The organism is Stenotrophomonas sp. 1L-E-5-B-C3 (assembly GCF_057292075.1).
The window spans coordinates 227,275-251,010 of record NZ_JBXAWS010000001.1 but is presented as its reverse complement, the minus strand read 5'-3'; the positions used below and the strand labels follow the sequence as shown (position 1 = coordinate 251,010).

Genomic DNA, 23,736 nt, shown 5'->3' with positions numbered 1-23,736 from the left:
TTGAGGTCGCAGACTGCCTCGCAATCCCCGACATCGAAGCGGAGGCGTGGACCGTCTAGCGCAGGTAGTACTCCACCGGCACCACCAGTTCCTGCGGTGCCTTCAGTTCATCGGGAATGGGCGGCAGCGGCTGCGCGCGACGGAAGGTCTGCAGCGCAGCGTCATCGAGCATCGGCTGGCCACTGGACTGCTCCAGCCGCAGCGCCAGCAGGCGACCTTCGCGGTCGATGCTGGCCCTGACCCAGGCAGTGCCCTGCTGCCGGCGCGAGCGTGCGGCGGCGGGGTAGTAGCGGTATCGCTCCAGCCGCGCCATCAGGCGGGCTTCCCACTGGTCGCTGGCGGCGCCGGCCTGGAAGTCTGCCGGTGGCGCGTCCGGAGCGGGCGGCGCGGCCGTGATCGATGCCGGTGCGGGACTTGCATCGGTCGCGGCCGCAGGCGGGGCGACCGGCAGCGGTTGCCGGCCACGGCCGCCGATCTCGCTGGCAGCCAGTTCACCCTCGCGTGCAGCGGTGGGCGTGGGCGGCGGAGGCGATTTCGTGGCTTGCGATGCGCGTGCCTGTTGTGCCTGGCTGGGGGTATCGGCCTGGCGTTCCTCAACCGGCTGCGGCGGCGTGGCCGGTGCCAGCAGGCGCAGGCTGATGCGCACGTCCTGTTCCGGTGGCGGCAGCATGGGTGGCGTCGCGACCCAATGCACCAGCAGCAGCAAGGGCAACAGATGCAGGCCGATGGTGATCGCGATCGCCTGCCAGTGTTGGCCGCGCTCACTCATCGTCCAGCACCCACAGCAGATCGGCATCAGCAGCACCGACGGTTTCACCCGGCGAAGCCAATGCGATCACCAGCACAGGCGTATCCGGTGACAGGTAGCCCGGCACCCCGGTGCCGCGCAGCACATGCCAGCGACCGGCTACCAGCAGCGCGGGTGCGGGTGCTGCGGTCAGCACCTGTGCCATGCGGCTGTCGCGGGCCTGCTGCACGGCCAGCATGCCGTCCAGCATCGGCGCGGCCTCTGCATGCTGGGCCAGCACCACCGCCGAAAGGCGTTGCCGTGCAGTGGCAACCGGGAACCGGACTGCCTTGGTCGAAGCCAGCAGCGTGTTGACCTCGGCGCGTGACAGGTTGCCACCGAACAGGGCCGTACCCGCAGCGGTGGCGTCCTGTACCAGCCCGCCATAGGCCGTCCACGGCCAGCGCGCATCCCAGCCCAGCAACTCCTGCAGGCGCGCACCGTCGGCAGGGTTGCCCTTGGCCAGCCAGCGCTGCACCCGCTGCAGGCGCGGCTGGCGTTCGCTGGCAATCATCTCCAGCACCAGCGCGCCTTGTGGACGCTGCTGCTGCAGCGCGTGCAGCAGCCAGCGCTGGGCAGCGTGGTCACCGGCCAGGTCGTGGCGTTCGCCCAGCAGCAGTCGCGGGGCGTTCGCTGCGCGCTTCACGAACGCAGCTTCGTCCAGGGTATGGCCGCTGGCGAGGTCCAGCACCGTGCCGGGCATAGGCTGCGCGCTGGCCATCGACGCGAGCGCGAGCAGGCACAGCGGCAGCCAGTGGCGGCTAGAACGCCACATTGACGCCCATCGAGACGGTGCGGCCACGGCCGTTGCCGCGGTCCAGGATCGGACTGAAGATGCTGTCGATCGAGGCATTGTTGTCATAGGCCTTGTTCTGCAGGTTTTCGATGTTCAGCCACAGCGTGGTGTTGGCCTGCGGCTTGAAGCTGGCGTAGAAGTTCAGCAGTACGCCGGTGCCGCCGGTCTTGCGGGTCTGGAAGAAGTCGTAGCCTTCCTCGGTCGGGCCGGAGTACTCGGCGCGCAGGCCGGCCTGCACACGCTGCTGCCACCAGCGGCCGCCCACGTCCAGCGTCCAGTAGCGGTCGGGCAGGGCAGTGATGTCTTCCAGGTTGACGAACTCGATGGCCGGCGCGCTGGTGCGCGAGCGGGTCCAGCTCAGCGTGGCGTGGTAGTGCTCGCTGGCGTAATGGGCTTCCAGTTCGATGCCGCGCATGCGCACCACGCCGGGGTGGTTCATCCAGCGCGTGGTGGCGCTGAAGTCGTCGGCGTCCAGCACATCGGTCCAGGCATTGAGCTGCGGATCGCTGTCGATCGGCACCACGAACGGTTCCACTTCCGGCGGATGCACGATCAGCAGGTACTGCGGCTTGATGTAGTCGCGGATGCGGTTGTCGAAGCGGGTGACCCGCAGTTGTGCCAGGTCACCGTCGACCAGCAGCGAGTCGGTGCTGAGGTTGGCGCCGAACTGCAGGTTGCGCGAGCGCTCGCGGCGCAGGAACGGATTGGCGCCGATGCCGTCGGCGACGCTGGCGTCCTCCAGCGGGATCTTCTCGAAGAACATTTCCTGCACGCGCGGCGGCCGCGACGTGCGCGAGACCTCGGCGAACAGCTGCAGCCAGTCGGTGGCCTGCAGTGAAACCGCCAGGCTCGGGCCGAGTGCGCGCTCTGTGCGACGCACGTCGATGTCGCCGCCATTGATCTCCGCGCACTGGCCGGGCACATCCGAGCACGCCGGGATGTGACCACGGATGCCGAAGCGGTCCTGGCGCAGTCCTGCGGTCAGGGCATAGATGTCGTACTGCAGCTCCAGCGTGCTGAACACACTGTCCAGCTGGCTGCGACCCTGCGGGTTGGCACCGCGCAGGATGGGCGTATCGGCCACATAGATGTCCGATTGGTGCTTGATGCCGGTGTTCCAGCGCGCCTGCAGTGCACCGATGTCGAAGCGGCTGGTGTTGTCCACGGTCCAGCTGCTCAGGCTGCTGTGGGTGCGGCGGCCGATGTAGCTGGAGTCCTCCACCGGCGGGTAGAACAGCCGGGTCTTGTTGCTGGCGAAGGTCGCACGCAGGTCGATCCACGGCGAATAGGGCGTGTAGTGGTAACTGGCGCGCTGGTTGCGCGCGGAAATCTGCCACGGGTAGTTGTGGTAGAAGTCGTTTTCGTAACGCATGTGGCTCAGGTCCAGCCGATGCTGGTCGCTGGGCTGCAGGCGCGCTTTCAACAGCCAGCTGCTGGGCTGCTGGCTGCCCGGGTCGGCGTTGTTCTTCTGCCCGCGTGCGGTGGCGTATTCGCTGCTGCGGCTGCTGCTGGCGGCGGCCAGCAGGCCGAACTGGCGGTCCCCACCCTCTTCGCTGTGGCGCCAGGCGCCGGCGAAGGTACGGCCACTGCCGTAGCCGTTGTTGCCGTGGCGGTAGCCCGCACGCAGGCCCCAGTCGCGCCCCTCACCGAGCAGATCGTCGATATCCAGCGTGCGAAAGTTGGCGCTGCCGGCCAACGTGCCGGCGCCATCTCCGCCGGCGACCGCGCCGCGCTGCACGTCCACACCGGCCAGCAGGAAGGGATCGACATAGGCGAACGGACCGCCCGAGCCATGCCCGGCATTGTTGCGGAAGGTCTGGGTGACACCATCGATCATGGTGTTGACCCGGCCGGCACCGGTCATGCCGCGGATGTTGACCTGCAGGCCCGGCTGGCTGCGCGAATGGAAGCTGTGGGTGCCGGGCATCGAGCGCAGCAGGCTGTTGCCTTCCTGGCGTTCGGCCATCGCCACACGCTCGCTGCCGACCGTGGGCGCGAATCCATCACGGGTGGCCGGTACGTACTGGCTGGCGCCGGTGCCCGGTGCATGGCCGTGCGCGGTATCGCCCTGCACCCGCAGCGGCCCGGTGCGGCGGCTGCCATCACCCGGTTCGGCGGGCGCCGGTTCCAGGGTGGCGCGGCGTGCATCGATGAAGCGCGGGCGCAGGCCGCTGCCTGTGAGCAGATGGGACAATGCCTGGGCGTCGTCGAAATCACCACGCAGGGCAGGGGCAGCGTGGCCGGCGGGCAGCGCCGCGCCGATCACCAGATCGACGCCGCTCAGGCGGCTGTAGGCATCCAGCGCGGCAGCCAGCGGCTGTGCGGGCAGATCGTAGTGGCGACTGGCAGCCTGCGCCTGGGCGCTGGCAGGCAGCAGTGGAATCGCGCTGGCACAGGCCAGCGACAGGGCGAGGACAAGGGGGCGGTGGCACAGCATCGGGGGCTCCAGGAGGTGACGCAGAGCGTCGTCATCCTGGGTAGACGCAGTGGCAGGGCCGATGTCAGGGTGCATCGTGCTGTTCCCCGCGTGGCGGCAACCACAGCTGCATGCCCGCGCCGAGACGCAGCACGCGCACATGCAGCTGCGTGGCCAGCTGGTCGCGGTTGCTGGCCGCACCGTCGGCACTGCCGAGCAGGGTGACCGGCTGCTGGCGCAGGCGCTCGCCGACGACCCACGTGTGCCCGCCATGCCAACGGTCCAGGCCCCTGGTGACTTCAGCCAGGGGGGCCGACACCCAGTGCAGGCGCCGTTCGCGCCAGGCCAGGACACTGCTGTCTGCCTCTGTCGCGATCGCCGGCGTGTTTCCATTGAAGCGAAGCTGCTGGCCCTCGCTGGCCTGCACGCTGCTGGCGCCGCTTTCCACGCGGACGCTGTGTTCGGTGACCGTGACCACGCTGCTGTCGCCCTGCACGGCCAGATCAAATGCGGTTCCCAGTGCGGTGACGGTGCCCTGTGGGGTGTGTACCTGGAATGGCCGGTCGGCATCGGCGGCGACCTTGAACCAGGCTTGCCCTCGCTGCAGCTGCAGCTGGCGACGCTGTGCGTCGACGCGCACATGCACTTCGCTGCCCGGCGACAACAGCACATGCGAGCCGTCCGGCAGGGCTTCATCACGGATCTCGCCGGCGGCAGTGCGCAGTACCTGCGCGGCAGGCGGCGAGGCGTGGCGGCTGTACAGGCCGAGTGCACACAGCAGCAGCACTGCAATGCCGGCCTCGCGCAGGCGGCGGCGTTGCCTGCGTTGCTGCTGCCGCTGCAGGCTGGGCAACGCTGCACCGGCCTGCCACAGCTGCTGCAGGTGCTGGTACTGCGCGGCATGGCGCGGATCGGCCTGGAACCACTGCTCGAATGCGTTCTCGTCGCGGCCACCGTCGTGCCCATCCAGCCACCAGCGTGCGGCTTCGCGCGCGATCGCGTCCTGGCTCATGCGCCCGGTACCTGCTGCAGGGCGACCAGAGCACGCAGCAGATGGCCATGCGCGGTCTGCCGGCTGACGCCGAGCTGGCGGCCGATCTCGGCCAGTGCCATCTGCTCCACCCGGGCCAGCAGGAACACCTGGCGTGATCGCGGCGGCAGTGCGGCGATGATTGCATCGAGATGGCGCAGCTGTTCGGCGTCGAGCAGGCGTTGCTCCGGCAGCGGTGCAGGATCGGCGATGGCGTGCAGCTGCGCGTCATCCAACGCCTCTTCGCGACGGCGCTGGCGTTGCCGGTAGTGGTCGGCGATCAGGTTGTGGGCAACGCGGTACAGATAGGCGCGGCCATTGTTCAGCAGGCCGCTGGTGGCGACCTTGACGACACGCAGCCAGGTTTCCTGGACGACGTCATCGGCGTCGCTGCGTTGCGGGAGTTTGCGGCGGACATGGGCGTGCAGCGGCCGGTAATGGGCCGCGCACAGATGCGCGACATCCGTCGGTTCGACAGGCGTGGACACGGGGCGGGCGACAACTGGGAAAGGGAACAGCCCGCGGCGGCAAGGGCAGCGGCTGCACCTTACAGCAAAAGAGAATCATTTGCATCAACGAGTGCGGGCGGTGAACGACGCACGGCCGCCCGTGGGGTTACCGTGGTGGGTAATCGCAGTGGATCTGCAACGATTCGGTCGGGTTGTGATGCAGCACGAATCCGCAGTGCTGCAGGCTGCGCTTCACCCGCGTGACCGCCTCGGCATGGCGGGCGACGCGACGGTGTTGCCAGCGCAGCGGAGTAAATACGCCCAGTGGCAGCAGTCGTAGCCGCTTGCCGCGCAGTACCAGTGAGACATCGACATGGCGGCCATCGATGTCGTGACCATTGGCCCCGAAGATGGCGTCGACCTCATCGTGGCGCTGCGGGTAGCAGGTGCGGAAGAGGGTGATGCCGAACCGCCGCACCAGGCGGCGGAAGCCGCCGAGGTGGCTGTGACTGGGTTCGAAGCCGCGGGTGAGCAGCAGGCGCAGTTCGGCAGGTAGCAGCGCTTGGGCATCGAGCAGGCGCTGCAGCACGTGCGCTTCAATCTGGATGCGGGTGGAGGGCCAGCGCGGGGCGATGAGCAGCCCGTGGTGGCTGCCGCGTTGCAGGGTCAACATCGCTGAAGAGTGGCATGACGGGATGCTATCGGGTAGTGCCGGCCGCTGGCCGGCAGATTCGAATGCCGGCCAGCGGCCGGCACTACCGTGACGATCGTCAGATGTCGCAGTACTGGATCTGCGAAGCCAGCACGCGCAGGCCATCGGCATTGCTGGACAGGATGCGTTCTTCGCCGACACCTTTCTGCCGCTGCAACTGGAAGCCCTGATCGGCAGGCAGCTGCGCGGCGATGTTGTCCATGCGCCGCAGGGCATCGGGACCGCTGCAGTCGAAGTGGCCCCAATAGACGCCATCGCGGTGGATCTGCAATCGGTAGTTCATCGCGGCATCTCCGGTAGGTCCTGCAGCCAATGGTCGAACATCGCGGTGGCGGCAGCGGCCAGTGGTGCGCCGTAGCGGCGTGCCTGCGCGCGCAGATCATTCGGATCGATGCCGGCCTGGGCCAGCTCCAGGGTGTGGCCGATCAGCCAGCGCTCGAACTGGCGCGCGTCCAGTTCCGGATGGCATTGCAGGGCCAGCGCGTGGTTGCCGATGGCGAAGGCCTGGTGGCGGCAGGCCGGCGTGCTGGCCAAGCGGCGTGCACCCGCTGGTAGTTCGAACGTCTCGCCATGCCAATGCAGTACCGGAATGCCCTGCAGTGCCTGCAGCGGTGAACGCTGGCCTTCATCGGTCAGCAGCAGTGGCGCAAAGCCGATTTCCTTGCCGCCGCTGGGAGCGACACTGGCACCGAGTGCACGCGCCATCAGTTGTGCACCCAGGCAGATGCCCAGGGTTGGCCGCTGCTGCTGCAGCCGGCGCTGCAGCAGGGCGATGCTGTCGGTGACGAAGGGATAGGTCTCTGTGTCATTGGCACTGATGGGGCCGCCCAGCACCACCAGCAGGTCGGCCACTTCGACCGGATCGAGCGCATCGATACCGGCCTGCAGCACCTGCATCTGCCAGCCTTGTGCCAACAGCAGAGGCTGCAGGGTGCCGAGGTCTTCGAAGGCGACGTGTTGCAGAACGACTGCGTGCTTCATGCCGGGGCTCCGCTGTTCGGCCAGTAGAAGCTGTCCGGGGTGGCGCGGGCGCCGAAGATGGCTTGGCCGACACGAACCACGGTGGCCCCTTCCTCGATGGCAACTTCGAAATCACCGGACATGCCCATCGACAGCTGCGACAGGTCGAGACCAGGCGGGGCGATGCGTTGCAGCTGGTCGCGCAGTTCGCGCAGGCGCACAAAGCAGGCGCGCACGCGCTCGACGTCGGGGGTGAAGATGGCCAGGGTCATCAGGCCGCGCACGCGCAGGCGATCGAAGGCCGGCAGCTGCTGCACGAAGGCCTCGACCGCGTCGGGTTCCAGTCCGTACTTGCTCGGCTCGGCCGAGGTGTTGACCTGCACGAACACATCCAGCCTGCGGTCTTCCAGTTGCAGGCGCTGCTGCAGGGCCTCGGCCACGCGCAGGCTGTCCAGCGCCTGGAACTCGCTGGCAAAGCGCGCTACGTAGCGCGCCTTGTTGGTCTGCAGATGGCCGATCACCGACCAGTGCACGCCCAGGTCGGCCATCGTTTCGGCTTTGCGCTGCGCCTCCTGCACCTTGTTCTCGCCCAGTTCGTGGCAACCGGCGGCCACCGCCATGCGGATGCGGGCGTCATCGACGGTCTTGCTGACCGGCAGCAGGCGCACGCTGGCCGGGTCCCGGCCGACGCGCGCACAGGCATCGGCGATGCGTTGGCGCACCGTGACCAGGTTGGCGGCGATCTGTTCAACGGACTGGGCGACGGGCCAGTCGGCAGCGGCAAGGGGCATGCGGGGACCTCCAATGCAGGATGGCCAGGGTGGGATACACTGGCACAGGACAAGAGATATTTTGGCATAGGACAAAATGAAAATCACCGGGCATAGCGCTGAGTCGATCTTCGACAGCATCCGCGACGGCATCGGCAAGGGCCGCCTGCCGGCCGGCAGCGTGCTGCCGCCGGTGCGTGAACTGGCCGAGCAGCTGGGCGTGAACCGCAACACCGTGGCTGCTGCCTACAAGCGCCTGGATGCGGCGGGCCTGGCCAGCACGGCGGGCCGCCGTGGCACGGTGGTGCGCGGATTGCCGCCGACGCTGGCGCGCGAGGGCAGTACGCCGGGGCTGGCGCTGCAGGACCTGGCCGGTGGCAATCCGGATCCGCGCCTGCTGCCGAACCTGCGCCTGGCCCCGGCCGCACCACGGCTGTATGGCGTGGGCACGGTCGACCCGAGGTTGCAGGCGCTGGCGCGCGCCTCGCTGGATGCGGACTGTCCGGAGGGCTATGCGCTGGAGCTGACCCATGGCGCGGTCGATGGCATCGAACGTCTGCTGGCGGCGTGGCTGTTGCCGGGTGATCGCATCGCGGTGGAGGATCCGTGTTTCCTCGGCAGCCTCAATGTGCTCAACGCTGTGGGTCACGCGCCGTTGCCGGTGGCGGTGGACGCGCATGGTATGCAGGTCGATTCGCTGCGTGCGGCATTGGAGGCCGGCGCACGCGCGGTGCTGCTGACGCCGCGGGCACACAACCCGACCGGGGCCAGCCTGGATGCGAAGCGGGCACGGGCGTTGCGGCAGTTGCTGGCGGCCTACCCGCAGGTGGCGGTGCTGATCGATGATCACTATGCGCTGCTCTCGCAGCAGGCCTATCACTCGGTGCTGCCGCTGGATGGTCGTCGCTGGGCTGTGCTGCGCTCGTTGTCCAAGCCACTCGGTCCCGATCTGCGGCTGGCGTGGTTGGCCTGCGATGAAGAGACCGCGTCGCGGTTACGGTTGCGATTGGCGTCCGGCACCGGCTGGGTCAGCCACCTGCTGCAGGATGCGGCGACTTCGGTGTTGGCGTCGGCAACGCAGCGGGCGAAGATCGCCTCGGCAGGTGAGCGCTACCAGCAGCGGTTGCAGTCGCTGCAGGAACTGCTGCGTGCACGTGGCATGCCGACACCGCAGCCGATGGAAGGATTGAACCTGTGGCTGCCGTTGCTGGCAGACAGCCATCCGCAGGTGCTGGCGCTGGCTTCGCGTGGATGGCATGTGCGCGCAGGCGAAGTGTTCGCGGTGGCGGCACCGGGCCATGGTCTGCGCATTACGTGTGCGGCGCTGGGACCGGCGCAGCTGCGGCAGCTGGCCGATGACCTGGCGGCGGTGTGTGGTCTGTAGAGTCGAGCTTGCTCGACTTTGCTTCGCCTTTGTAGAGCCGAGCCATGCTCGGCTGCTGTTGTGTAGAAGCAGTCGAGCATGGCTCGACGCTACAGAAGCAGATCAGGGCGCGGCGTTGGCACCCGGGCGCACGTAGTAGGACTGGCCGCTGTCATCGACGAACATCAGCTCCGGCTTGCCCTGCCAGGAGGTGAGCATGGCGCCGGTGTTGTTCTGGTGCTTGACCATCAGGCTGGCGCCACGGTCCGGGTTGGCGACGACCTTGAATACTTCGGTGGTGCCGGTGGCATCATCCAGGGTCAGCAGCGCTTCGCCGCCGCGGTCGCTGGTGCCGTAGCCGCCGCGTTCGGAGCCGTCGGGGCCGAGCAGGATCAGGCCGGACAGGGCTGTGGCGCGTGGCCCCTGGGTGCGGCCCTGGCTGAGCGGATCGGGAACCGGTGCGCCGAGGATTACCCGCGGTTGGCCGCTTGCATCGTGGATGATCAGCCCGCGTGCCTCGATGATGCGCTGTGGCGATTGGCTGCGATGCAGGTTCCAGGCGGTCCAGCCGGAAACAAGCAGGGCGAGGGTCGAGACCACCAGCGTGGTCAGCAGCAGTGCGCGGGGCATGGCGTCGTCCTTCCTTGGATGTGCCGACGATAGCGGATGCGGACCGGCAATGGCCAGTTCGTTGTGTGACGTTGTGTATCGTCAGTGGAAATCGCGACTGTGGCTGCGCAGTCCCTGCAGCAGTTCATCCAGGCAGTGCATGCGCTGCACGATGACGTGCTGCACGCCATCAACGCGTTCCAGGCGGCCATCGATCTGCATCAGCTGGGTATCGACCAGCACCCGGTGCTGGCGATCGGCCAGGTGCCGCCAGACCACGGCATTGACCATGCCGGTCTCGTCTTCAAGGGTGAGGAAGGTGACGCCACTGGCGGTCTGCGGGCGCTGGCGCATGCGCACCAGGCCGGCGATACGCACGCGCCGGCCATGGCCGTGGCCAGCCAGCTGTGCGGCATCCAGGCAGCCGCGGCTGCGTAGCTGTGCGCGCAGGAACGAGATCGGATGGCGGCCCAGCGTGGTGCCGGTGCTGCGGTAATCGGCCTGCATGTCTTCCCAGGCACTGGGCAGCGGCAGCGGCACGCGGGCTTCGGCGGTGGCGCGGGCCTGGTCGAACAGCGGCAGCCGGTTTTCCACGCCGGAGATATCCCAGCGCGCACGATGGCGATGGCCGCTCAGCCCACGCAGCGCCCCGGCATCGGCCAGCAGGCCCTGCTGGCGGCGGTCCAGTGCGGTGCGCTGGCACAGGTCACCCACATCGTCGAACGGGCGCCGCGCACGTTCACGCATGATGGCCTGCACGGCGGGTTCGTTGCAGCCATCGACCAGGCGCAGGCCGAGCCGGATCGCCGCCGCGCCCTTGCTGAAATCCAGCGTGCAGTCCCAGTCGCTGTGGCGCACGTCCACCGGCAGCACGCGGATGCCATGCCGGCGCGCATCCTGCAGCAGCTGGTCGGGGCTGTAGAAACCCAATGGCTGGCTGTTGATCAGGCTGGCGGTGAACGCGGCCGGATAATGGCACTTCAGCCAGCAGCTGGCATAGGTCAGCAGGGCGAAACTGGCGGCGTGGCTTTCCGGGAAACCGTAATCGCCGAATCCCTTGATCTGCTCGAACAGGTGCTCGCCGTATTCGCGGCTGAAGTTGTTCTTCAGCATACCGGCCAGCAGCTTCTCGCGATGCGGTTCAAGCCCGCCACGGCGTTTCCATGCGGCCATCGAGCGGCGCAGGGCATCGGCCTGGCCCGGGGTGTAGCCGGCCGCATCCACTGCCAGCTGCATTACCTGTTCCTGGAACAAAGGCACGCCCAGGGTGCGCGCGAACACGCGCTTCAGCTGCGGCGGGTAGAGCGGGTTGTCCGGGTCGTTCAACGCGTCCGGTCCCTGTTCGCGCAGGAGCCGCCGCCGCTCAAGGTAAGGATGGACCATGTCACCCTGGATCGGGCCGGGGCGCACGATCGCCACCTCGATCACCAGGTCATAGAACTCGCGTGGCTGCAGGCGTGGCAGCATCGCCATCTGCGCGCGCGACTCGATCTGGAACACGCCGATGGTGTCGGCGGCGCAGATCATGTCGTAGGTCGGGCCGTCTTCATCGGGAATCGCATCCATGCGCCCGCTGTGCAGGCCATGCTGCTGCAGCATCGCCAGGCATTTGCGGATGGCGGTGAGCATGCCCAGCGCCAGGCAGTCGACCTTCATCAGGCCAGTGGCATCCAGATCGTCCTTGTCCCACTGGATGACGGTACGGTCGGCCATCGCCGCGTTCTCCACCGGCACCAGGGTCGACAGCGGATGCTCGGAAATCACGAAGCCGCCCGGGTGCTGCGACAGGTGGCGCGGGAAGTCGATCAGCTCGGCGGTCAGCGCCAGCAACCGCCGCATCAGCGGTGTTTCCGGATCGAAGCCGCGCTCGCGCAGGGTCTCCGGCAGCGGCACATGGCCGCCCCAGTGGTCCATCGCCGCGCCCAGTTCGTTGACCTGGTCCATCGGCAGGCCAAGCGCACGGGCCACGTCGCGGATCGCGCTGCGGCCACGGTAGCTGATGGCCACCGCAGTCAACGCAGCGCGTTCGCGGCCATAGCGCTTGAACACGTACTGCAGTACTTCCTCGCGGCGCTCGTGCTCGAAGTCGATGTCGATATCCGGTGGTTCATCGCGCTCAGCGGAGATGAAGCGCTCGAACAGCAGGTTGCTGCGCGCCGGGTCGATCTCGGTCACGCCCAGCACGAAGCACACCGCAGAGTTGGCCGCCGAGCCGCGGCCCTGGCAGAGGATGTCCTGGCTGCGCGCGAAGCGCACGATGTCCTGCACAGTGAGGAAGTAGGAGGCGTAGTTTTTTTCCCGGATCAATGCCAGTTCGTGCTCGATCTGTTTGCGTTGTGCCGGTTCGATGCCGCCTTTCCAACGCCACGGGATGCCACGCTCGACCAGCACGCGCAGCCAGCTGTCCGGATCGTGGCCCTCGGGCACCAGCTCGCGCGGATAGGTGTACTGCAGCTGCTCCAGGGTGAAGTGGCAGCGCTCGGCGATGCGCAGGGTCTCGGCCAGCAGTTCGGACGGATACAGCTGGGCCAGTGCGGTACGCGGGCGCAGGTGGCGCTCGCCGTTGGGAAACAGGCGCCAGCCGGCCTCGGCCACGCTGCAGCGGTGGCGGATCGCGGTCAGGGTGTCCTGCAGGGCGCGGCGGCGGCGCACGTGCATGTGCACATCACCACTGGCCACCAGCGGCAGGCGGTGGCGTTCGCCGAAGGCCTGCAGCTGTTGCAGGCGGCGTGCGTCGTCGTGTTCGTGGTGCAGTTCCACCGCCAACCACAGCCGATCATCGAAGCCGGCGCGCAACAGTTCCAGATCGATGGCGGCCGGTTGCCGGTCCAGCCACAGGCACAGCAGGCCGTCGGGCAGGCCGAGCAGGTCCTCGCGCAGGCAGCGGTATTCGCCCTTGGCCGCGCGCCGCCGGCAGGTGGTGATCAACTGGCACAAGCCGGCGTAGGCGGCCTGGTCGGTGCACAGCAGGGCCAGCTTCGGCCCGTCCTCGACCTGGAATTCGGCGCCGACGATCAGCGCCACGCCATGCGTCTTCGCCGCCTGCCAGGCGCGCACGATGCCGGCCAGCGAGCATTCGTCGGTGATCGCCAACGCGCGGTAGCCCTGGCCAGCGGCGCGCGCGAACAGTTCTTCGGCGATCGAGGCGCCACGCTGGAAACTGAAGGCCGACAGGCAGTGCAGTTCGGCGTAGCCGGGCAGTTCGTTGTACATGACGGCTCAGCCGAACCAGCCGTGCAGCATCCACGGCGCATGCGGATCATTGCGGTCACGGAAAGCCCAGCCGCGCTGGCCATGCGCGGTTTCCACCACGTAGTAATCGCGGCGCGCATCGGCCTGGTCCCACCAGCCCGATTCGATCCGCTCCGGCCCGGTGACGATGCGCAGGCGCGGATCACGCAGCGGTTGTGGGGTATCCAGCAGCCAACCGGGGCGCAGTGGCCAGTATGCCGGTGGCTTGGCCGCAGGCTGGGTGCCGCTGGCGCGCTCGGGGCGGTGGTCGGCCTGCACCGCCAGCGGCTGCACGGCGTCATCGCCGAGCCGAGCGCGCAGGCGCTCGCGCAGCTGGTTCCAAGGCATCGCCTGCGCCGGCCGGGTATCGAACAGGTCACGCGCTGCGGGCACGAACGGTGGCAGTTGCTCGGCCTGCAGGCGCAGTGCGCGGCTGCCGGCCGGCAGGGCGAAGGCTTCCATGCGGTTGCGTGCGATCTCGAACAGCAGCGTGGGATCGCGTTCGGGTGCCAGCAGGCCGATGGTCAGCACGCTGGCTGGCAGCAGGTCGTGCTCGAAATGCAGGTCGAAGCGCTGCACGCCGCCATCGCGCGAACAGAGGAACGCAGCCAGGTCCAACAGCAGGCGACGCAGCGGGAACAGCAGGGCCTGGCTGGATTCGATCTCGTATTCGAATTCGATGCGCGCATCGAAACGGTCCGGTGGCTGGTAGTAACGCAGTGGCGCGGTGGGCAGGCCACGCAATGCGTCCAGCTGCTGCAGCACCTCGGGGGCGAAGCGCCGGGCCAGGCTGTCGCGCGGCAGTTCGAGCACCGCACCCAGCGTGCGCAGACCGGAACGACCGAGCACGGTCACCGCTTCGCTGGGCAGGCCGCAACGCGGCAACGGCAGCTGCGCCAGTGCCGCTGGCAGCTGCTGCGCATCGATGCCGAGGCCGTCGTGGACGTTGGCCAGCACGCGCGCGGCATGCGCGGTGGGTGCGGCCACCAGGCGGTGGCGGAAACCAAGCTCATGCAGTTCGCCGCGCAGGCGCTTTTCGATCGTCAGCCAGTCACCGAATAGGGCGCGACTGGCGCCGATCTCCATGACCAGCGCGTGCGGAAAATCGAGGCTGACCTGCGAGCTGTAGGCGTAGGCCCAACTGGCCAGCAGCTGCCGGGTGTGCTGTTCGGCGTTCGGGTCGTAGTCGTGCAGGTACATGTCCTGCACCAGCACCTGTGCGGCCGACAGCAGCATGCCCGGGCGCAGTCCCGCTGCGCGTGCCGACGGGCTGACCGCTCGCAGCACGCGACGCTGCGCCGGCCCCTGCAGCAGCACCAGTGGCCGCTGCGGGTCCGGCTGCAGGCGCAGCACGCTGTCCAGTGCCAGCTGCGGCAACAACAGGCAGGCCCAATGCATGACGCGGCCTCAGTGGGCGATGGCCAGTGGCAACGGCTGCGCCGGTGGCAGGCCGCCACGGCACTTCAGCACCCGTACCTGGCCGTGGTCGAGCTGCAGGCGCAGGCTGGCCGGGGAGGGGTTGCGCGCTGCCTGCGCCTCGCGGAACACGAAGCCCAGGCACTGGCCGCTGTCGGCAGCCACCTGCAGCCGGCGCAGTGAGCGGTCGTCGGCCTGGTGTGGCCAACACAGCACCGCCGCGCAGGCCGCAGAGCGCAGGCACTGTTCGGCGGCCCACAGCGCCTGTTTCGGTGCGGCGTGGATGATCTGCAGCTGGGCCAGGTCCAGCCCGGCAGCCGCCCAGGCCGGGGCATGCGGGCGGTAGGGCGGGGCGACCAGCACGATCGGGCGGTCGCGCTGGCTCAGCTTCGCCAGCGCCGGCCAGACCAGCGCCAGCTCGCCGACGCCGGGCGCGGCCTGCAGCACCTCGCACAGCCCGCTGGTCGGCCAGCCACCGCCGGGCAGGCGTGCGTCCAGCGCCGGATGGCCACTGGCCAGGTGGTCGCTGGCCGGCCCCTGGCGGGCTGGGCCGCGCCACAGCTGGCGCCCGTCCAGCAGCCGGTCGAGGGCGACGACAGCACCCATCAGCCGGTCCTCCAAGGGAGGCGCCGATCGGGCTGGAAGCGGCAGGAACGGGCGGAAACGGCAGGCATGGCGCGAGTATCGACGGGCCGGTATCAGGGGCTGAGACCGGACATGCTACTCGCCTTGTGAGTAGGATTACTAATGAAATCGGAAGGTCGGGTTTCAGGTTGCTGAAGGGGTAAAGGAGTGCCGACCAAGGTCGGCACCCACCCGGTATGGGACGGAATGCCGACCAGGGGCGGCACCCCGCAGGCCCCGGTTACGGGCGGACCGGCAGCGCCACCGGGCGCAGCGGCGCGGCATCGCCGCCGCGGATCTTCAGCGGGCCGCCGATGAAGGCGAACTCATAGACCTTGTCGCGGGCCAGTTCGTCCAGCGCCACCAGCTCGATGATCGGCGCGCCCTGCTGGGCCAGCAGGTAGGTGTGCAGCGGCACGTAGTCGTCGGACACCTCCGAGGGGAAGGTCTCGAAGCTGAGGTTGTCGGCGCCGACGATCATCGCGCCGCTGTCCTCCACCAGGAAGCGCGCCGCGTCCAGGCCCATGCCCGGCGGGTTGGCCATGTAGGCCTTGGGCTGTTCGAACAGGCGCATGCGGCCGGTGCGGATCAGCACGATGTCACCCTGCTGCAGTTTCACCTGCTGGCGTGCCAGCGCATCCTTCAGGTCCTGGCGGGTGACGCGGTAGCTGTCCGGCAGCATGTCCACGCCCTTGGCGCCGGCCACGTCGATCAGCACGCCACGCGCGATCAGCGGCGGGAATTTCTCGATACCGGTGACGTTCCAGCCACGGTCGCCGAGGTGCTTGTCGGCCTCGAAGCCGTTCCAGATCTTTCCGTGGATGCCGAAATGGTTCAGCGCATCGATGTGGGTGCCGGTGTGGCTGTACATCGAGAACGCGGTGCCGGTGTAGCTGCGGGTGAGGTTCATGGTTTCACCCACGCCCATCGGATCATCCATCACCGTGCCGCGCGGGGTGTGGGTCATCCAGAACTGGTAGTGCGGGTCGCCGGCATCCTGCCAGCTGGGCATGCCGACGTAGTACTCGGTGGCCAGGTCATAGGCCTTGCCGCCACTGACCCGCGACAGGATCGCCGCACGCGAGGCGTCGGTGATCAGGTTGAGGCGGCCGATCTCGTCCTTCGGCCCCCAGGGGCTGGTGCCGACCTGCTGGCCGGAGGGAACGCGTTCGTGCGCGGACACGGTGGTGGAAGCGGCGGTGCCGGCCAGCAGCAGGGCCAGCGCGGTGGCCAGGGTACGTGAGGTCATGGGGAATCTCCTTGCAGGTGGGGGACGGTGCGGCTCAGGCCGCGACCAGGTGCGCCAGGGCCTGGCGCAGTTGCGGCAGCGGCAGGGTCTGCAGGCGCAGGCCGTTGCCGCCGATCACGGTGGGAATGGAGCGGATGCCGAGGGCCGCGGCTTCGGCACGGTCGGCCTGTACGCGCTGGCGCACTGCGTCGCTGCGCATGTGGTCAGCGAAGGCGCCACGTGGATGCCCCAGCGACTCGGCGATATCCAGCAGTACTTCGGCATCGCCGATGTTGCGGTGCTGGTGCAGGTGCGCCCACTGCACGGCATCGAACATCGCGCCATGGGCGTCGTTGCCACCGAGCATGCCGGCGGTCTGGCAGGCCAGTGCACCGAGCCAGCCGGACGGATACTCGAAGTCCTGTGCACGCATGCCTTCGATATCGATGCGCGCGGTGTCTTCATGCGCGGCGCAGTCGGTCCAGTGGCGCAGGATGATCGCCTTGGCGCGCTCCATCGAGCCGAACACCTCGACCATCTGCGCGCGCGAGTCCTGCAGCACGAAGCTGCGGTGACGCACCTGGATGCCGATTTCGGCGGAGACCTGCTGCAGGCGCGGGGCCAGCACGAAGCACCAGCCGCAGACCACGTCGTGGAAGAAATCGACCACCGGCGCGGCGGTGGTGGGGGAAGGAACGGAAGACATCTGCCTGCCATCGGTGAGAGGGGAGGCGGCAGATTAGGCAGCGCGGCGTGGATGAAACAGCACGCCGCGGGCAGCTCAGTTTTCGCTGGCGGTTACGAATCCAGGCCGGCGCAGCCGGGCAGCTCGGCGTGCAGGAAATCGATGAAGGCACGCACCTTGGGCTGCAGGTGGCGCGAGGTGGGATAGACCGCATGCACGAAACGTGGCGGATAGCGGTGGTCGGGCAGCACCTGCTGCAGTTCGCCACGGGCCAGCGCCGGTGCCGCCAGGAACGAGGGCAGGGCGCCGATGCCCATGCCGGCCACCAGCAGGTCGCGCAGCAGCAGGCTGTTGTTGACGGTGACGCGCGCCGGCAGGGTGATGGTCACCTGGCCGTCGGGGCCGAGCAGCGGCCAGCTGCCGGGCGAGTCGGACAGGCTGTAGGCCAGCACGCTGTGCGCCTGCAGATCGTCCACCGCCTGCGGTGCCGGATGCTGCCGCAGGTAGGACGGGGCAGCGCACAGCACCTGCTGCAACGAGGCCAGGCGGCGCGCCACCAGTCGCGAGTCGTCCAGCTCGGCACGCAGCCGCAGCGACACATCGAAACCTTCGCCCACCGCATCGAGCAGGCGGTCTTCCATCACAAGGTCCAGCGACAGCTGCGGGTGCTGCTGCAGGAAGCGCGGCAGCAGCGGCGACAGCGTGCTCAGTGCGAATGATTGCGGTGCGTTCACGCGCAGGCGTCCGGCCACGTAGCCACGCTGTTCGGCGATGCCACGTTCCAATGCATCCAGCTCGTCGAGCAGGCGGCAGCATTCGCGGTAATAGGCGTGGCCGGTCTCGGTCAGGCTCATGCGCCGCGTGGTCCGCTGCAGCAGCACCACGCCCAGGTGCGTTTCCAGGGTGCGCAGCTGCTTGCTCAGCCCGGCCGGCGACATGCCCAGGTCTTCGGCGGCGCGGGCCAGCCCGCCGCGTTCGACGATGCGGCGGAAGGCGCGCATCAGGTTGAAGGAATCCATGCCGGTCCCGGGCGCGATGAGGGCGCCATTGTAGATCCACGCCATGCATGGATGTGGGAAACGTGGTGCCGTCCACGATGGTCATCCACTGGGGAGCGCGCCGGGTTGCGCCGTTTGTTCAAGCCGGCGCCCCATACGCGGCGCCAGCATGCAGGCCCCTTACTTTCCGGATTGCCCATGAAGCACTGGATGCTCCGCCTGTATGCCCCGCTGTTCCTGCTGGGTTTCGTTGCCGCCGCCATCGTCTGGGTCGGCCACTGCCACGGTGACCCGTTGTGGTTGCTGGCCCTGCTCGCGGTTGCCATCGCGGTTTCGTTCGCTGCCGAACGTGCCTGGCCGTATGACCCCGCGTTCAACCACGACCAGGGCGACAGCCTGCGTGACACCCTGCATGCGCTGGTCAACGAGAGCCTGAACCTGCTGTCGATCGCTGCGGTTCCGCTGCTGGCAGCGCTCATTCCGTGGCAGCTGTGGCCGCTGCAGTGGCCGTTCGCGCTGCAGGTGCTGATGGCCATCGTCTGCGCCGATCTCGGCATCACCCTGGTGCACTACGCCAGCCATCGCATCGGCTGGTTGTGGCGGCTGCACGCGGTACATCACAGCGTCACCCGCATGTACGGCTTCAATGGCCTGATGAAGCACCCGTTGCACCAGGCGGCCGAAGCAGTCGGCGGCGTGCTGCCGCTGCTGCTGTTGGGCCTGCCGATGCCGGTAGCCGCGGTGTTGGCGTTCGCCATTGCCATCCAGCTGCTGCTGCAGCATTCCAACGTAGACATGCGTCCCGGCGTGCTGGGCCGGGTGATGGCCTGGGCGCCGCTGCACCGCTTCCACCACATGCGTTACGGCACCGCCGGCGACGTCAACTTCGGCCTGTTCCTGACTGTCTGGGATCACCTGCTGGGGACCGCCTTCGATGCGCCCGGCTATCGGCTGCAGCAACGCGACCTCGGCATCGGCAGCCAGCCGGACTATCCGCGCGATTATCCCGGACAGCTGCTGGCGCCGTTCCGCGAACTGCCGCATGGCGAGGTGCCGGAGCTGCCGGAAGGTCTGCGCAGGCGCGGATGATGGGGCGTGTCAGGCCGCGTGCAGCTGCAGGCCCTGCAGCTGCGCGGCACTGATGCCGAACATGCGGCGCAGGCTGCGCGACAGATGGGCCAGGTCAGCGAATCCGGCCGCGTGCGCGCTGTCGGTCAGGCTGTGCCCGCGCAGATGATGCATCAGTGCGCTGCGCAGCCGTTGCCACAGCACCCAGCCGCGCAGGGTCACCGCCAGATCGGACTGGAAGCGTCGATGCAGCTGGCTGGTCGACAGATGTGCCGCCTCGGCGATATCGGCGGCTGGCACCGGCCCGGGCAGGTGCTGGGCGATACGGGACAGCGCGGCCTGCACGCGGCGGTCCAGTGGTTGCGGGCGGCTCAGCTGCGGCAGCCGTTCCTGCAGGGCGGTGATGTCGGCCGGCAGGGTGTGCAACTGCTGCTGGATCTGTTCGGGATCGGCATGCGCCGGTTCGAGGAACACCGTACAGCCCGCTTCCGGCGCCGACAGGATTGCGTGCGGCTGGAATGACGGCAGCCACAGCCGTTGGCCCTGCTGCCGTACGCCAGCGACCTCGACCTGCCAGAGCGCGCCGTCGCTCAGCAGCAGCTGATGTGCGTAGTGCGCGTGCGTATCGCTGCCACCGGCGTGGCCCTGCAGCACGGCCACGTGAGCATCCAGCAGCAGCGTGCCATTCCAGGGCAGGGCGGGAGAGGACATGGAGGAATTGTAGATCCACGCCATGCGTGGATGGACCTCCACCGGAATCGAATATCTCGTGTTGATTTGAAAAGCATCCACGCATGGCGTGGATCTACTGGCCACCAGCCAGCTGTCGAAGGCGGGGCACTGTGGGTTTGCGGGGTGTGAGCCGCATGGATGCGGCGACCAAGGCTACATGGACGTACTTGCGCCGTCCCCGCAGACCCACAGTGCCCCGCCATCCCACGGAATGCGGCATTTGATTCTGCTGTAGCGTTGGCCGTTGCCTCTGCGGGTGCCGGGCGCAGCCCGGCCGCGCGCACTCTCATCGCCCGTGCGGATCCGGCCGATGATGCACGTACTCGACCACGGTGCCATCGGGATGCACCGCATTGAACGCCGCCCCGGTCGGTACCACCTGCAGCGGGAAGATGATTTCAGCGCCAGCCGCCACCAGCTTGTCGTGATAGGGCCGAACGTCATCGACCAGCAGCGTCCCCGTGGTCGAAGTGAACGGCGCCAGCGCCGCCTTGCTGCCCTCGATCAACAGGAACGCACCGACCATCGCCAGACGCAGGCCGGCCTCCGGAAACGGGAACCCGGCATCGGCCACCACGCCCTGCAACTGCTCGTAGAACGCCACGCTGCGCTCCAGCTCACCGGGGGCCACGAACACCCGGATCAGCACGCGCGGCGCGCGCTGGCTGGAGGTATCACAGCGGTCGCGCCAGAGATGATCGAAGTCGCGGTGTACGGTCATGGGCTCGATTCGTGGCCAGGGATCTCCATTATCAGCAGCCTCGCGCGGCGCGCTGATGACCGCCGGTGATGGCCTGATAACCAGTGGCTGGGGTCGGCCTGTGACTTAGGTCCTGTTGACAGGTGTGAACGCCCTCGCACAATCTTCACATGATTGGGTCGCCCTGCGCGGCCCGGACAGGCAGGTTGTCACGCCGGGAGGAGGGTCCCAGGCGCAGACCGGCCCGTCCTTCGGCCTGCGGGACGTTGCCTGGCAACCCCTGCGCGGCATGAACGCTGCACCCTTCGGCGGCACTTTCCCTGGACCGATTGCCTTGGCAACGGAATTACGCCTGCCGATGAAAACGTTTACAAAACCGCTTGCACTGTCCCTGGCCCTGTCTGCCGCACTGGCCGCCCCGGCCTGGGCCGACACAGCTGCGTTCACTGTGCTGACCCTGGAACAGGCCCCGACCGCCGAGGCGATGCCGGCCCTGGCCGCCCAGCTGAAGACCCTGCAGGTGGATGCGGTGAGCGTGCGCCAGGTGCAGCGTGGCATCGGCCAGGTCGATCCGCTGCAGCTGCTGGCCGATGGGCTGGGCTATGAGTACCGCTTCATTTCCACCGGCAAGGATGACGGCCAGACCCAGCAGGGGCAGGCGGTACTGACCCGGCTGCCGATCGCGGCCGAATCCGGTCCGGACCAGCCGGGCCTGAACTACCTGCGCCTGGATGACGGTCGCCATGCCGTGGCCGTCTACACCGACGCCGGTGCCGGTGCCTCGCAGCTGCCGGCCCTGGTGTCGCGTTCGCGACTGGGCGCGCCGGCGGTACTGCTTGGCGCGGTGGCCGGTGAATCGGCCAAAGCGGCCGGCTTCGACCCGGCACGCGTTGCCCTGGAAGCCGATGCCAGCTACTTCAGCGATGGTTTCCAGGCCGCCAGCAGCGCGCCGTTCAAGGTAGAAGGCAGCAGCCTGCGGGCAACCCTGCTGACCCTGGCCTATGCCGCCGACAAGGGTGGTGAACGGCCATGGATGGACACCACGCTCACCGCCGACGCGCGCGCTGCGCTGCTGCTGAAGGCGATGACCGAAGACGAGAAGTTCCAGATGCTGCACAGCTACTTCGGGCTGGGCAAGGATGGCGGCAAGCTGCCGGAAGGTGCGGTGGGTTCGGCCGGCTTCGTGCCGGAAGTCGCGCGCCTGGGCATTCCGTCGCAGCAGTCGGCCGATGCCGGCGTCGGCGTGACCAATCCGGGTGGCATCCGCCCGGGTGATTTCGCCACGGCAATGCCGTCGGGCCCGTCCACCGCCTCCACCTGGAACCGTGCGGTCGCCTTTGCCGGCGGCGCGACCATGGGCCGCGAAGCGTGGCAGCAGCGCTTCAACATCCTGCTGTCCGGCAGCGTCAACCTGCAGCGCGACCCTCGCAACGGCCGTAACTTCGAATATGCCGGTGAAGATCCGCTGCTGGCCGGTTCGATGGTCGGCGCGCTGATCCAGGGCGTGCAGAGCCAGCACGTGATCTCCTCGATGAAGCATTTCGCGCTGAACGACATGGAGACCCGCCGCAACTTCCACGACGTGCGCATCGGCGAACAAGCCATGCACGAGTCGGACCTGCTGGCCTTCGAGATCGCGCTGGACGCCGGGCGACCGGGCGTGGCGATGTGCTCGTACAACAAGATCAACGGCACCTACGGCTGCGAGAACGGCTACCTGATGAACCAGGTGCTGAAGCAGGAATGGAAGTTCCCCGGTTTCGTGATGTCCGACTGGGGCGGCGTACACAGCGGTTCGAAGGCGGCGCTGGCCGGCCTGGACCAGCAGTCGGCCGGTGAAGTGTTCGACGCGGCCGTGTTCTTCGATGAGCCGCTGCGCCTGGCCGTGCACGGCGGCGTGGTGCCGCAGGTGCGCCTGAACGACATGGTGGCGCGCATCCTGCGCACGATGTTCCTGCACGGCAATTTCGACAACCCGCCGCAGCACCAGAAGGTGGACGCCGAGGCTGGCTTCGCCGTCGCCCAGCGCACGGTGGAAGAAGGCAGCGTGCTGCTGCGCAATGAAGGCAACCTGCTGCCGCTGGCCGACAGCGTGAAGCGCATCGTCATCATCGGCGGCCACGCCGACAAGGGCGTGATCGGTGGCGGTGGTTCGTCGATGGTGGGCGTGACCGCCAAGGGCACCAACGCGGTGCCGGGCGTGCTGCCCACCACCTGGCCGGGCCCGGTGATCTTCCACCCGTCCTCGCCGCTGGAGTCGCTGCGTGCGGCGCGTCCGGATGCGACCATCGAGTATGTGGACGGCACCAATGCCGCCGCTGCGGCCAAGGCCGCCGCGCAGGCCGATGTGGCCATCGTGTTCGCCACCCAGTGGGCCGCCGAATCGGTGGACCTGCCGGACATGCAGCTGCCGGACAAGCAGGACGCACTGATCTCGGCGGTGGCCAAGGCCAACCCGAAGACCGTGCTGGTGCTGGAAACCAACGGCCCGGTGCGCACGCCGTGGCTGGCGCAGGTGCCGGCGATGCTGCAGGCCTGGTACCCGGGCATCCGCGGTGGCGAAGGCATTGCCGCACTGCTGACCGGCCAGGTCAATCCGTCCGGGCGCCTGCCGGTGACCTGGGTAGTGGATGAATCGCAGCTGCCGCGCCCGCACATCGACGGCCTCGGCTTCAAGCCGGCCAAGCCGTTCGGCGATGTGTTCGATTTCGATATCGAAGGCGCCAACGTCGGCTACAAGTGGATGGCGGCCAAGGGCCTGACCCCGACCTTCGCCTTCGGCCATGGCCTGTCGTACACCACGTTCGCCTATGAAAACCTGAAGGTGAGCGTGGAAGGATCGCGCCTGGTCGCCAGCGTCGACATCCGCAACACCGGCAAGCGCGCCGGTGCCGATGTGGCCCAGCTGTACCTGAAGCTGCCGGCCGGCAGCACCACGCCGATCCGCCTGATCGGCTACGACAAGGTGACCCTGCAGCCGGGCGAACAGCGCCGCATCCGCATCGAAGCCGAGCCGAAGACCCTGGCCCACTACGATGCGCAGGCCCGTCAGTGGAAGATCGATGGCGGCACCTACCAGGTGCAGCTGTCGCGCAACGCGGCCGAGCCGCTGCAGAGCGTGGACGTGCAGCTGGTGGAGCAGGTGCTGCGCTGAGGCTTGAA

General features: G+C 68.3%; 21 protein-coding genes. 3 read left to right on the top strand and 18 right to left on the bottom strand.

Annotated features, from left to right (window positions below):
* Positions 1-55: 55 nt before the first annotated feature.
* The 9 genes from AC0Z6F_RS01090 to AC0Z6F_RS01050 form a co-directional block, all read right to left on the bottom strand.
* Positions 56-769, bottom strand: a complete 714-nt coding sequence (locus tag AC0Z6F_RS01090; protein WP_012511404.1) for an energy transducer TonB family protein — start codon at positions 767-769, stop codon at positions 56-58.
* A complete protein-coding gene (locus AC0Z6F_RS01085) occupies positions 762-1,562 on the bottom strand; it encodes a ChaN family lipoprotein (RefSeq protein WP_485616437.1) in 801 nt (266 codons plus the stop codon). The genes AC0Z6F_RS01090 and AC0Z6F_RS01085 overlap by 8 nt, the downstream gene beginning before the upstream one ends.
* On the bottom strand, positions 1,549-4,020 hold the full coding sequence (locus tag AC0Z6F_RS01080; RefSeq protein ID WP_485616438.1) for a TonB-dependent receptor: 2,472 nt from the start codon (positions 4,018-4,020) through the stop codon (positions 1,549-1,551). Before AC0Z6F_RS01080 ends, AC0Z6F_RS01085 begins: the two co-directional genes overlap by 14 nt.
* A gap of 64 nt (positions 4,021-4,084) precedes the next feature.
* On the bottom strand, positions 4,085-5,011 hold the full coding sequence (locus AC0Z6F_RS01075; protein WP_006373652.1) for a FecR family protein: 927 nt from the start codon (positions 5,009-5,011) through the stop codon (positions 4,085-4,087).
* Positions 5,008-5,517 (bottom strand): RNA polymerase sigma factor, encoded by a 510-nt coding sequence (locus tag AC0Z6F_RS01070; protein WP_485616440.1) that lies wholly within the window; start codon positions 5,515-5,517, stop codon positions 5,008-5,010. Before AC0Z6F_RS01070 ends, AC0Z6F_RS01075 begins: the two co-directional genes overlap by 4 nt.
* Positions 5,518-5,644: 127 nt before the next feature.
* Complete coding sequence (locus AC0Z6F_RS01065) at positions 5,645-6,151, bottom strand: hypothetical protein (RefSeq protein ID WP_065724540.1); 507 nt, start codon at positions 6,149-6,151, stop codon at positions 5,645-5,647.
* Between the two features lie 97 nt (positions 6,152-6,248).
* On the bottom strand, positions 6,249-6,473 hold the full coding sequence (locus tag AC0Z6F_RS01060) for a hypothetical protein (protein WP_012511398.1): 225 nt from the start codon (positions 6,471-6,473) through the stop codon (positions 6,249-6,251).
* Positions 6,470-7,171 carry a glutamine amidotransferase gene (locus AC0Z6F_RS01055; RefSeq protein ID WP_485616441.1) on the bottom strand — a complete coding sequence of 234 codons (702 nt, stop codon included), beginning with the start codon at positions 7,169-7,171 and terminating at the stop codon, positions 6,470-6,472. The genes AC0Z6F_RS01060 and AC0Z6F_RS01055 overlap by 4 nt, the downstream gene beginning before the upstream one ends.
* Positions 7,168-7,941 carry a YggS family pyridoxal phosphate-dependent enzyme gene (locus tag AC0Z6F_RS01050; protein ID WP_485616442.1) on the bottom strand — a complete coding sequence of 258 codons (774 nt, stop codon included), beginning with the start codon at positions 7,939-7,941 and terminating at the stop codon, positions 7,168-7,170. Before AC0Z6F_RS01050 ends, AC0Z6F_RS01055 begins: the two co-directional genes overlap by 4 nt.
* Before the next feature lie 76 nt (positions 7,942-8,017).
* Here AC0Z6F_RS01050 and ptsJ point away from each other — a divergent pair, with 76 nt between their 5' ends.
* Positions 8,018-9,304, top strand: coding sequence for a MocR-like B6 salvage transcription factor PtsJ (gene ptsJ / locus AC0Z6F_RS01045; RefSeq protein WP_485616443.1), 1,287 nt, complete (start codon positions 8,018-8,020; stop codon positions 9,302-9,304).
* A 102-nt stretch (positions 9,305-9,406) separates the two neighbouring features.
* On the opposite strand, the gene AC0Z6F_RS01040 is transcribed toward ptsJ, so the two are convergent.
* The 7 genes from AC0Z6F_RS01040 to AC0Z6F_RS01010 form a co-directional block, all read right to left on the bottom strand.
* The gene (locus AC0Z6F_RS01040; RefSeq protein WP_046984666.1) at positions 9,407-9,913 is read right to left on the bottom strand and encodes a hypothetical protein; all 507 of its coding nucleotides are present in this window, start codon (positions 9,911-9,913) and stop codon (positions 9,407-9,409) included.
* An 81-nt stretch (positions 9,914-9,994) separates the two neighbouring features.
* On the bottom strand, positions 9,995-13,105 hold the full coding sequence (locus AC0Z6F_RS01035) for an error-prone DNA polymerase (RefSeq protein WP_485616444.1): 3,111 nt from the start codon (positions 13,103-13,105) through the stop codon (positions 9,995-9,997).
* A 6-nt stretch (positions 13,106-13,111) separates the two neighbouring features.
* Positions 13,112-14,521 (bottom strand): Y-family DNA polymerase, encoded by a 1,410-nt coding sequence (locus tag AC0Z6F_RS01030; protein ID WP_100434879.1) that lies wholly within the window; start codon positions 14,519-14,521, stop codon positions 13,112-13,114.
* 9 nt (positions 14,522-14,530) lie between these two features.
* The gene (imuA, locus tag AC0Z6F_RS01025; protein ID WP_478470672.1) at positions 14,531-15,145 is read right to left on the bottom strand and encodes a translesion DNA synthesis-associated protein ImuA; all 615 of its coding nucleotides are present in this window, start codon (positions 15,143-15,145) and stop codon (positions 14,531-14,533) included.
* 259 nt (positions 15,146-15,404) lie between these two features.
* Entirely contained in the window at positions 15,405-16,412 is a 1,008-nt protein-coding gene (locus AC0Z6F_RS01020; protein ID WP_485616445.1) for a cyclase family protein, read from the bottom strand.
* A gap of 34 nt (positions 16,413-16,446) precedes the next feature.
* Positions 16,447-17,097, bottom strand: coding sequence for a DsbA family oxidoreductase (locus AC0Z6F_RS01015; RefSeq protein ID WP_485616446.1), 651 nt, complete (start codon positions 17,095-17,097; stop codon positions 16,447-16,449).
* A gap of 92 nt (positions 17,098-17,189) precedes the next feature.
* Entirely contained in the window at positions 17,190-18,140 is a 951-nt protein-coding gene (locus AC0Z6F_RS01010) for a LysR family transcriptional regulator (RefSeq protein WP_485616447.1), read from the bottom strand.
* Positions 18,141-18,272: 132 nt separating this feature from the next.
* Between AC0Z6F_RS01010 and AC0Z6F_RS01005 the strand changes: the two genes are divergently transcribed.
* Positions 18,273-19,163 (top strand): sterol desaturase family protein, encoded by an 891-nt coding sequence (locus AC0Z6F_RS01005; RefSeq protein ID WP_485616448.1) that lies wholly within the window; start codon positions 18,273-18,275, stop codon positions 19,161-19,163.
* 9 nt (positions 19,164-19,172) lie between these two features.
* On the opposite strand, the gene AC0Z6F_RS01000 is transcribed toward AC0Z6F_RS01005, so the two are convergent.
* Together AC0Z6F_RS01000 and AC0Z6F_RS00995 are read right to left on the bottom strand one after the other, a co-directional pair.
* The gene (locus AC0Z6F_RS01000; protein ID WP_485616449.1) at positions 19,173-19,877 is read right to left on the bottom strand and encodes a helix-turn-helix domain-containing protein; all 705 of its coding nucleotides are present in this window, start codon (positions 19,875-19,877) and stop codon (positions 19,173-19,175) included.
* A 283-nt stretch (positions 19,878-20,160) separates the two neighbouring features.
* Positions 20,161-20,595: a VOC family protein gene (locus tag AC0Z6F_RS00995; RefSeq protein WP_032129608.1), complete on the bottom strand. Its 435-nt coding sequence runs from the start codon at positions 20,593-20,595 to the stop codon at positions 20,161-20,163.
* Positions 20,596-20,932: 337 nt separating this feature from the next.
* Between AC0Z6F_RS00995 and AC0Z6F_RS00990 the strand changes: the two genes are divergently transcribed.
* Positions 20,933-23,728, top strand: coding sequence for a beta-glucosidase (locus tag AC0Z6F_RS00990; RefSeq protein WP_485616450.1), 2,796 nt, complete (start codon positions 20,933-20,935; stop codon positions 23,726-23,728).
* The last annotated feature ends 8 nt before the right edge of the window (positions 23,729-23,736 follow it).

Excerpts from the sequence above, each read along its gene's own strand:
- AC0Z6F_RS01060 (WP_012511398.1), bottom strand. The coding sequence starts at position 6,473 with ATGAACTACCGATTGCAGATCCACCGCGATGGCGTCTATTGGGGCCAC.
- ptsJ (WP_485616443.1), top strand. The coding sequence starts at position 8,018 with ATGAAAATCACCGGGCATAGCGCTGAGTCGATCTTCGACAGCATCCGC.
- AC0Z6F_RS01000 (WP_485616449.1), bottom strand. The coding sequence starts at position 19,877 with ATGGCGTGGATCTACAATTCCTCCATGTCCTCTCCCGCCCTGCCCTGG.
- AC0Z6F_RS01080 (WP_485616438.1), bottom strand. The coding sequence starts at position 4,020 with ATGCTGTGCCACCGCCCCCTTGTCCTCGCCCTGTCGCTGGCCTGTGCC.
- AC0Z6F_RS01085 (WP_485616437.1), bottom strand. The coding sequence starts at position 1,562 with ATGTGGCGTTCTAGCCGCCACTGGCTGCCGCTGTGCCTGCTCGCGCTC.
- AC0Z6F_RS00990 (WP_485616450.1), top strand. The coding sequence starts at position 20,933 with ATGAAAACGTTTACAAAACCGCTTGCACTGTCCCTGGCCCTGTCTGCC.
- AC0Z6F_RS01015 (WP_485616446.1), bottom strand. The coding sequence starts at position 17,097 with ATGTCTTCCGTTCCTTCCCCCACCACCGCCGCGCCGGTGGTCGATTTC.
- AC0Z6F_RS01050 (WP_485616442.1), bottom strand. The coding sequence starts at position 7,941 with ATGCCCCTTGCCGCTGCCGACTGGCCCGTCGCCCAGTCCGTTGAACAG.
- AC0Z6F_RS01075 (WP_006373652.1), bottom strand. The coding sequence starts at position 5,011 with ATGAGCCAGGACGCGATCGCGCGCGAAGCCGCACGCTGGTGGCTGGAT.
- AC0Z6F_RS01090 (WP_012511404.1), bottom strand. The coding sequence starts at position 769 with ATGAGTGAGCGCGGCCAACACTGGCAGGCGATCGCGATCACCATCGGC.
- AC0Z6F_RS01065 (WP_065724540.1), bottom strand. The coding sequence starts at position 6,151 with ATGTTGACCCTGCAACGCGGCAGCCACCACGGGCTGCTCATCGCCCCG.
- AC0Z6F_RS01020 (WP_485616445.1), bottom strand. The coding sequence starts at position 16,412 with ATGACCTCACGTACCCTGGCCACCGCGCTGGCCCTGCTGCTGGCCGGC.
- AC0Z6F_RS01055 (WP_485616441.1), bottom strand. The coding sequence starts at position 7,171 with ATGAAGCACGCAGTCGTTCTGCAACACGTCGCCTTCGAAGACCTCGGC.
- AC0Z6F_RS01030 (WP_100434879.1), bottom strand. The coding sequence starts at position 14,521 with ATGCATTGGGCCTGCCTGTTGTTGCCGCAGCTGGCACTGGACAGCGTG.
- AC0Z6F_RS01040 (WP_046984666.1), bottom strand. The coding sequence starts at position 9,913 with ATGCCCCGCGCACTGCTGCTGACCACGCTGGTGGTCTCGACCCTCGCC.
- AC0Z6F_RS00995 (WP_032129608.1), bottom strand. The coding sequence starts at position 20,595 with ATGACCGTACACCGCGACTTCGATCATCTCTGGCGCGACCGCTGTGAT.
- AC0Z6F_RS01035 (WP_485616444.1), bottom strand. The coding sequence starts at position 13,105 with ATGTACAACGAACTGCCCGGCTACGCCGAACTGCACTGCCTGTCGGCC.
- imuA (WP_478470672.1), bottom strand. The coding sequence starts at position 15,145 with ATGGGTGCTGTCGTCGCCCTCGACCGGCTGCTGGACGGGCGCCAGCTG.
- AC0Z6F_RS01005 (WP_485616448.1), top strand. The coding sequence starts at position 18,273 with ATGAAGCACTGGATGCTCCGCCTGTATGCCCCGCTGTTCCTGCTGGGT.
- AC0Z6F_RS01010 (WP_485616447.1), bottom strand. The coding sequence starts at position 18,140 with ATGGCGTGGATCTACAATGGCGCCCTCATCGCGCCCGGGACCGGCATG.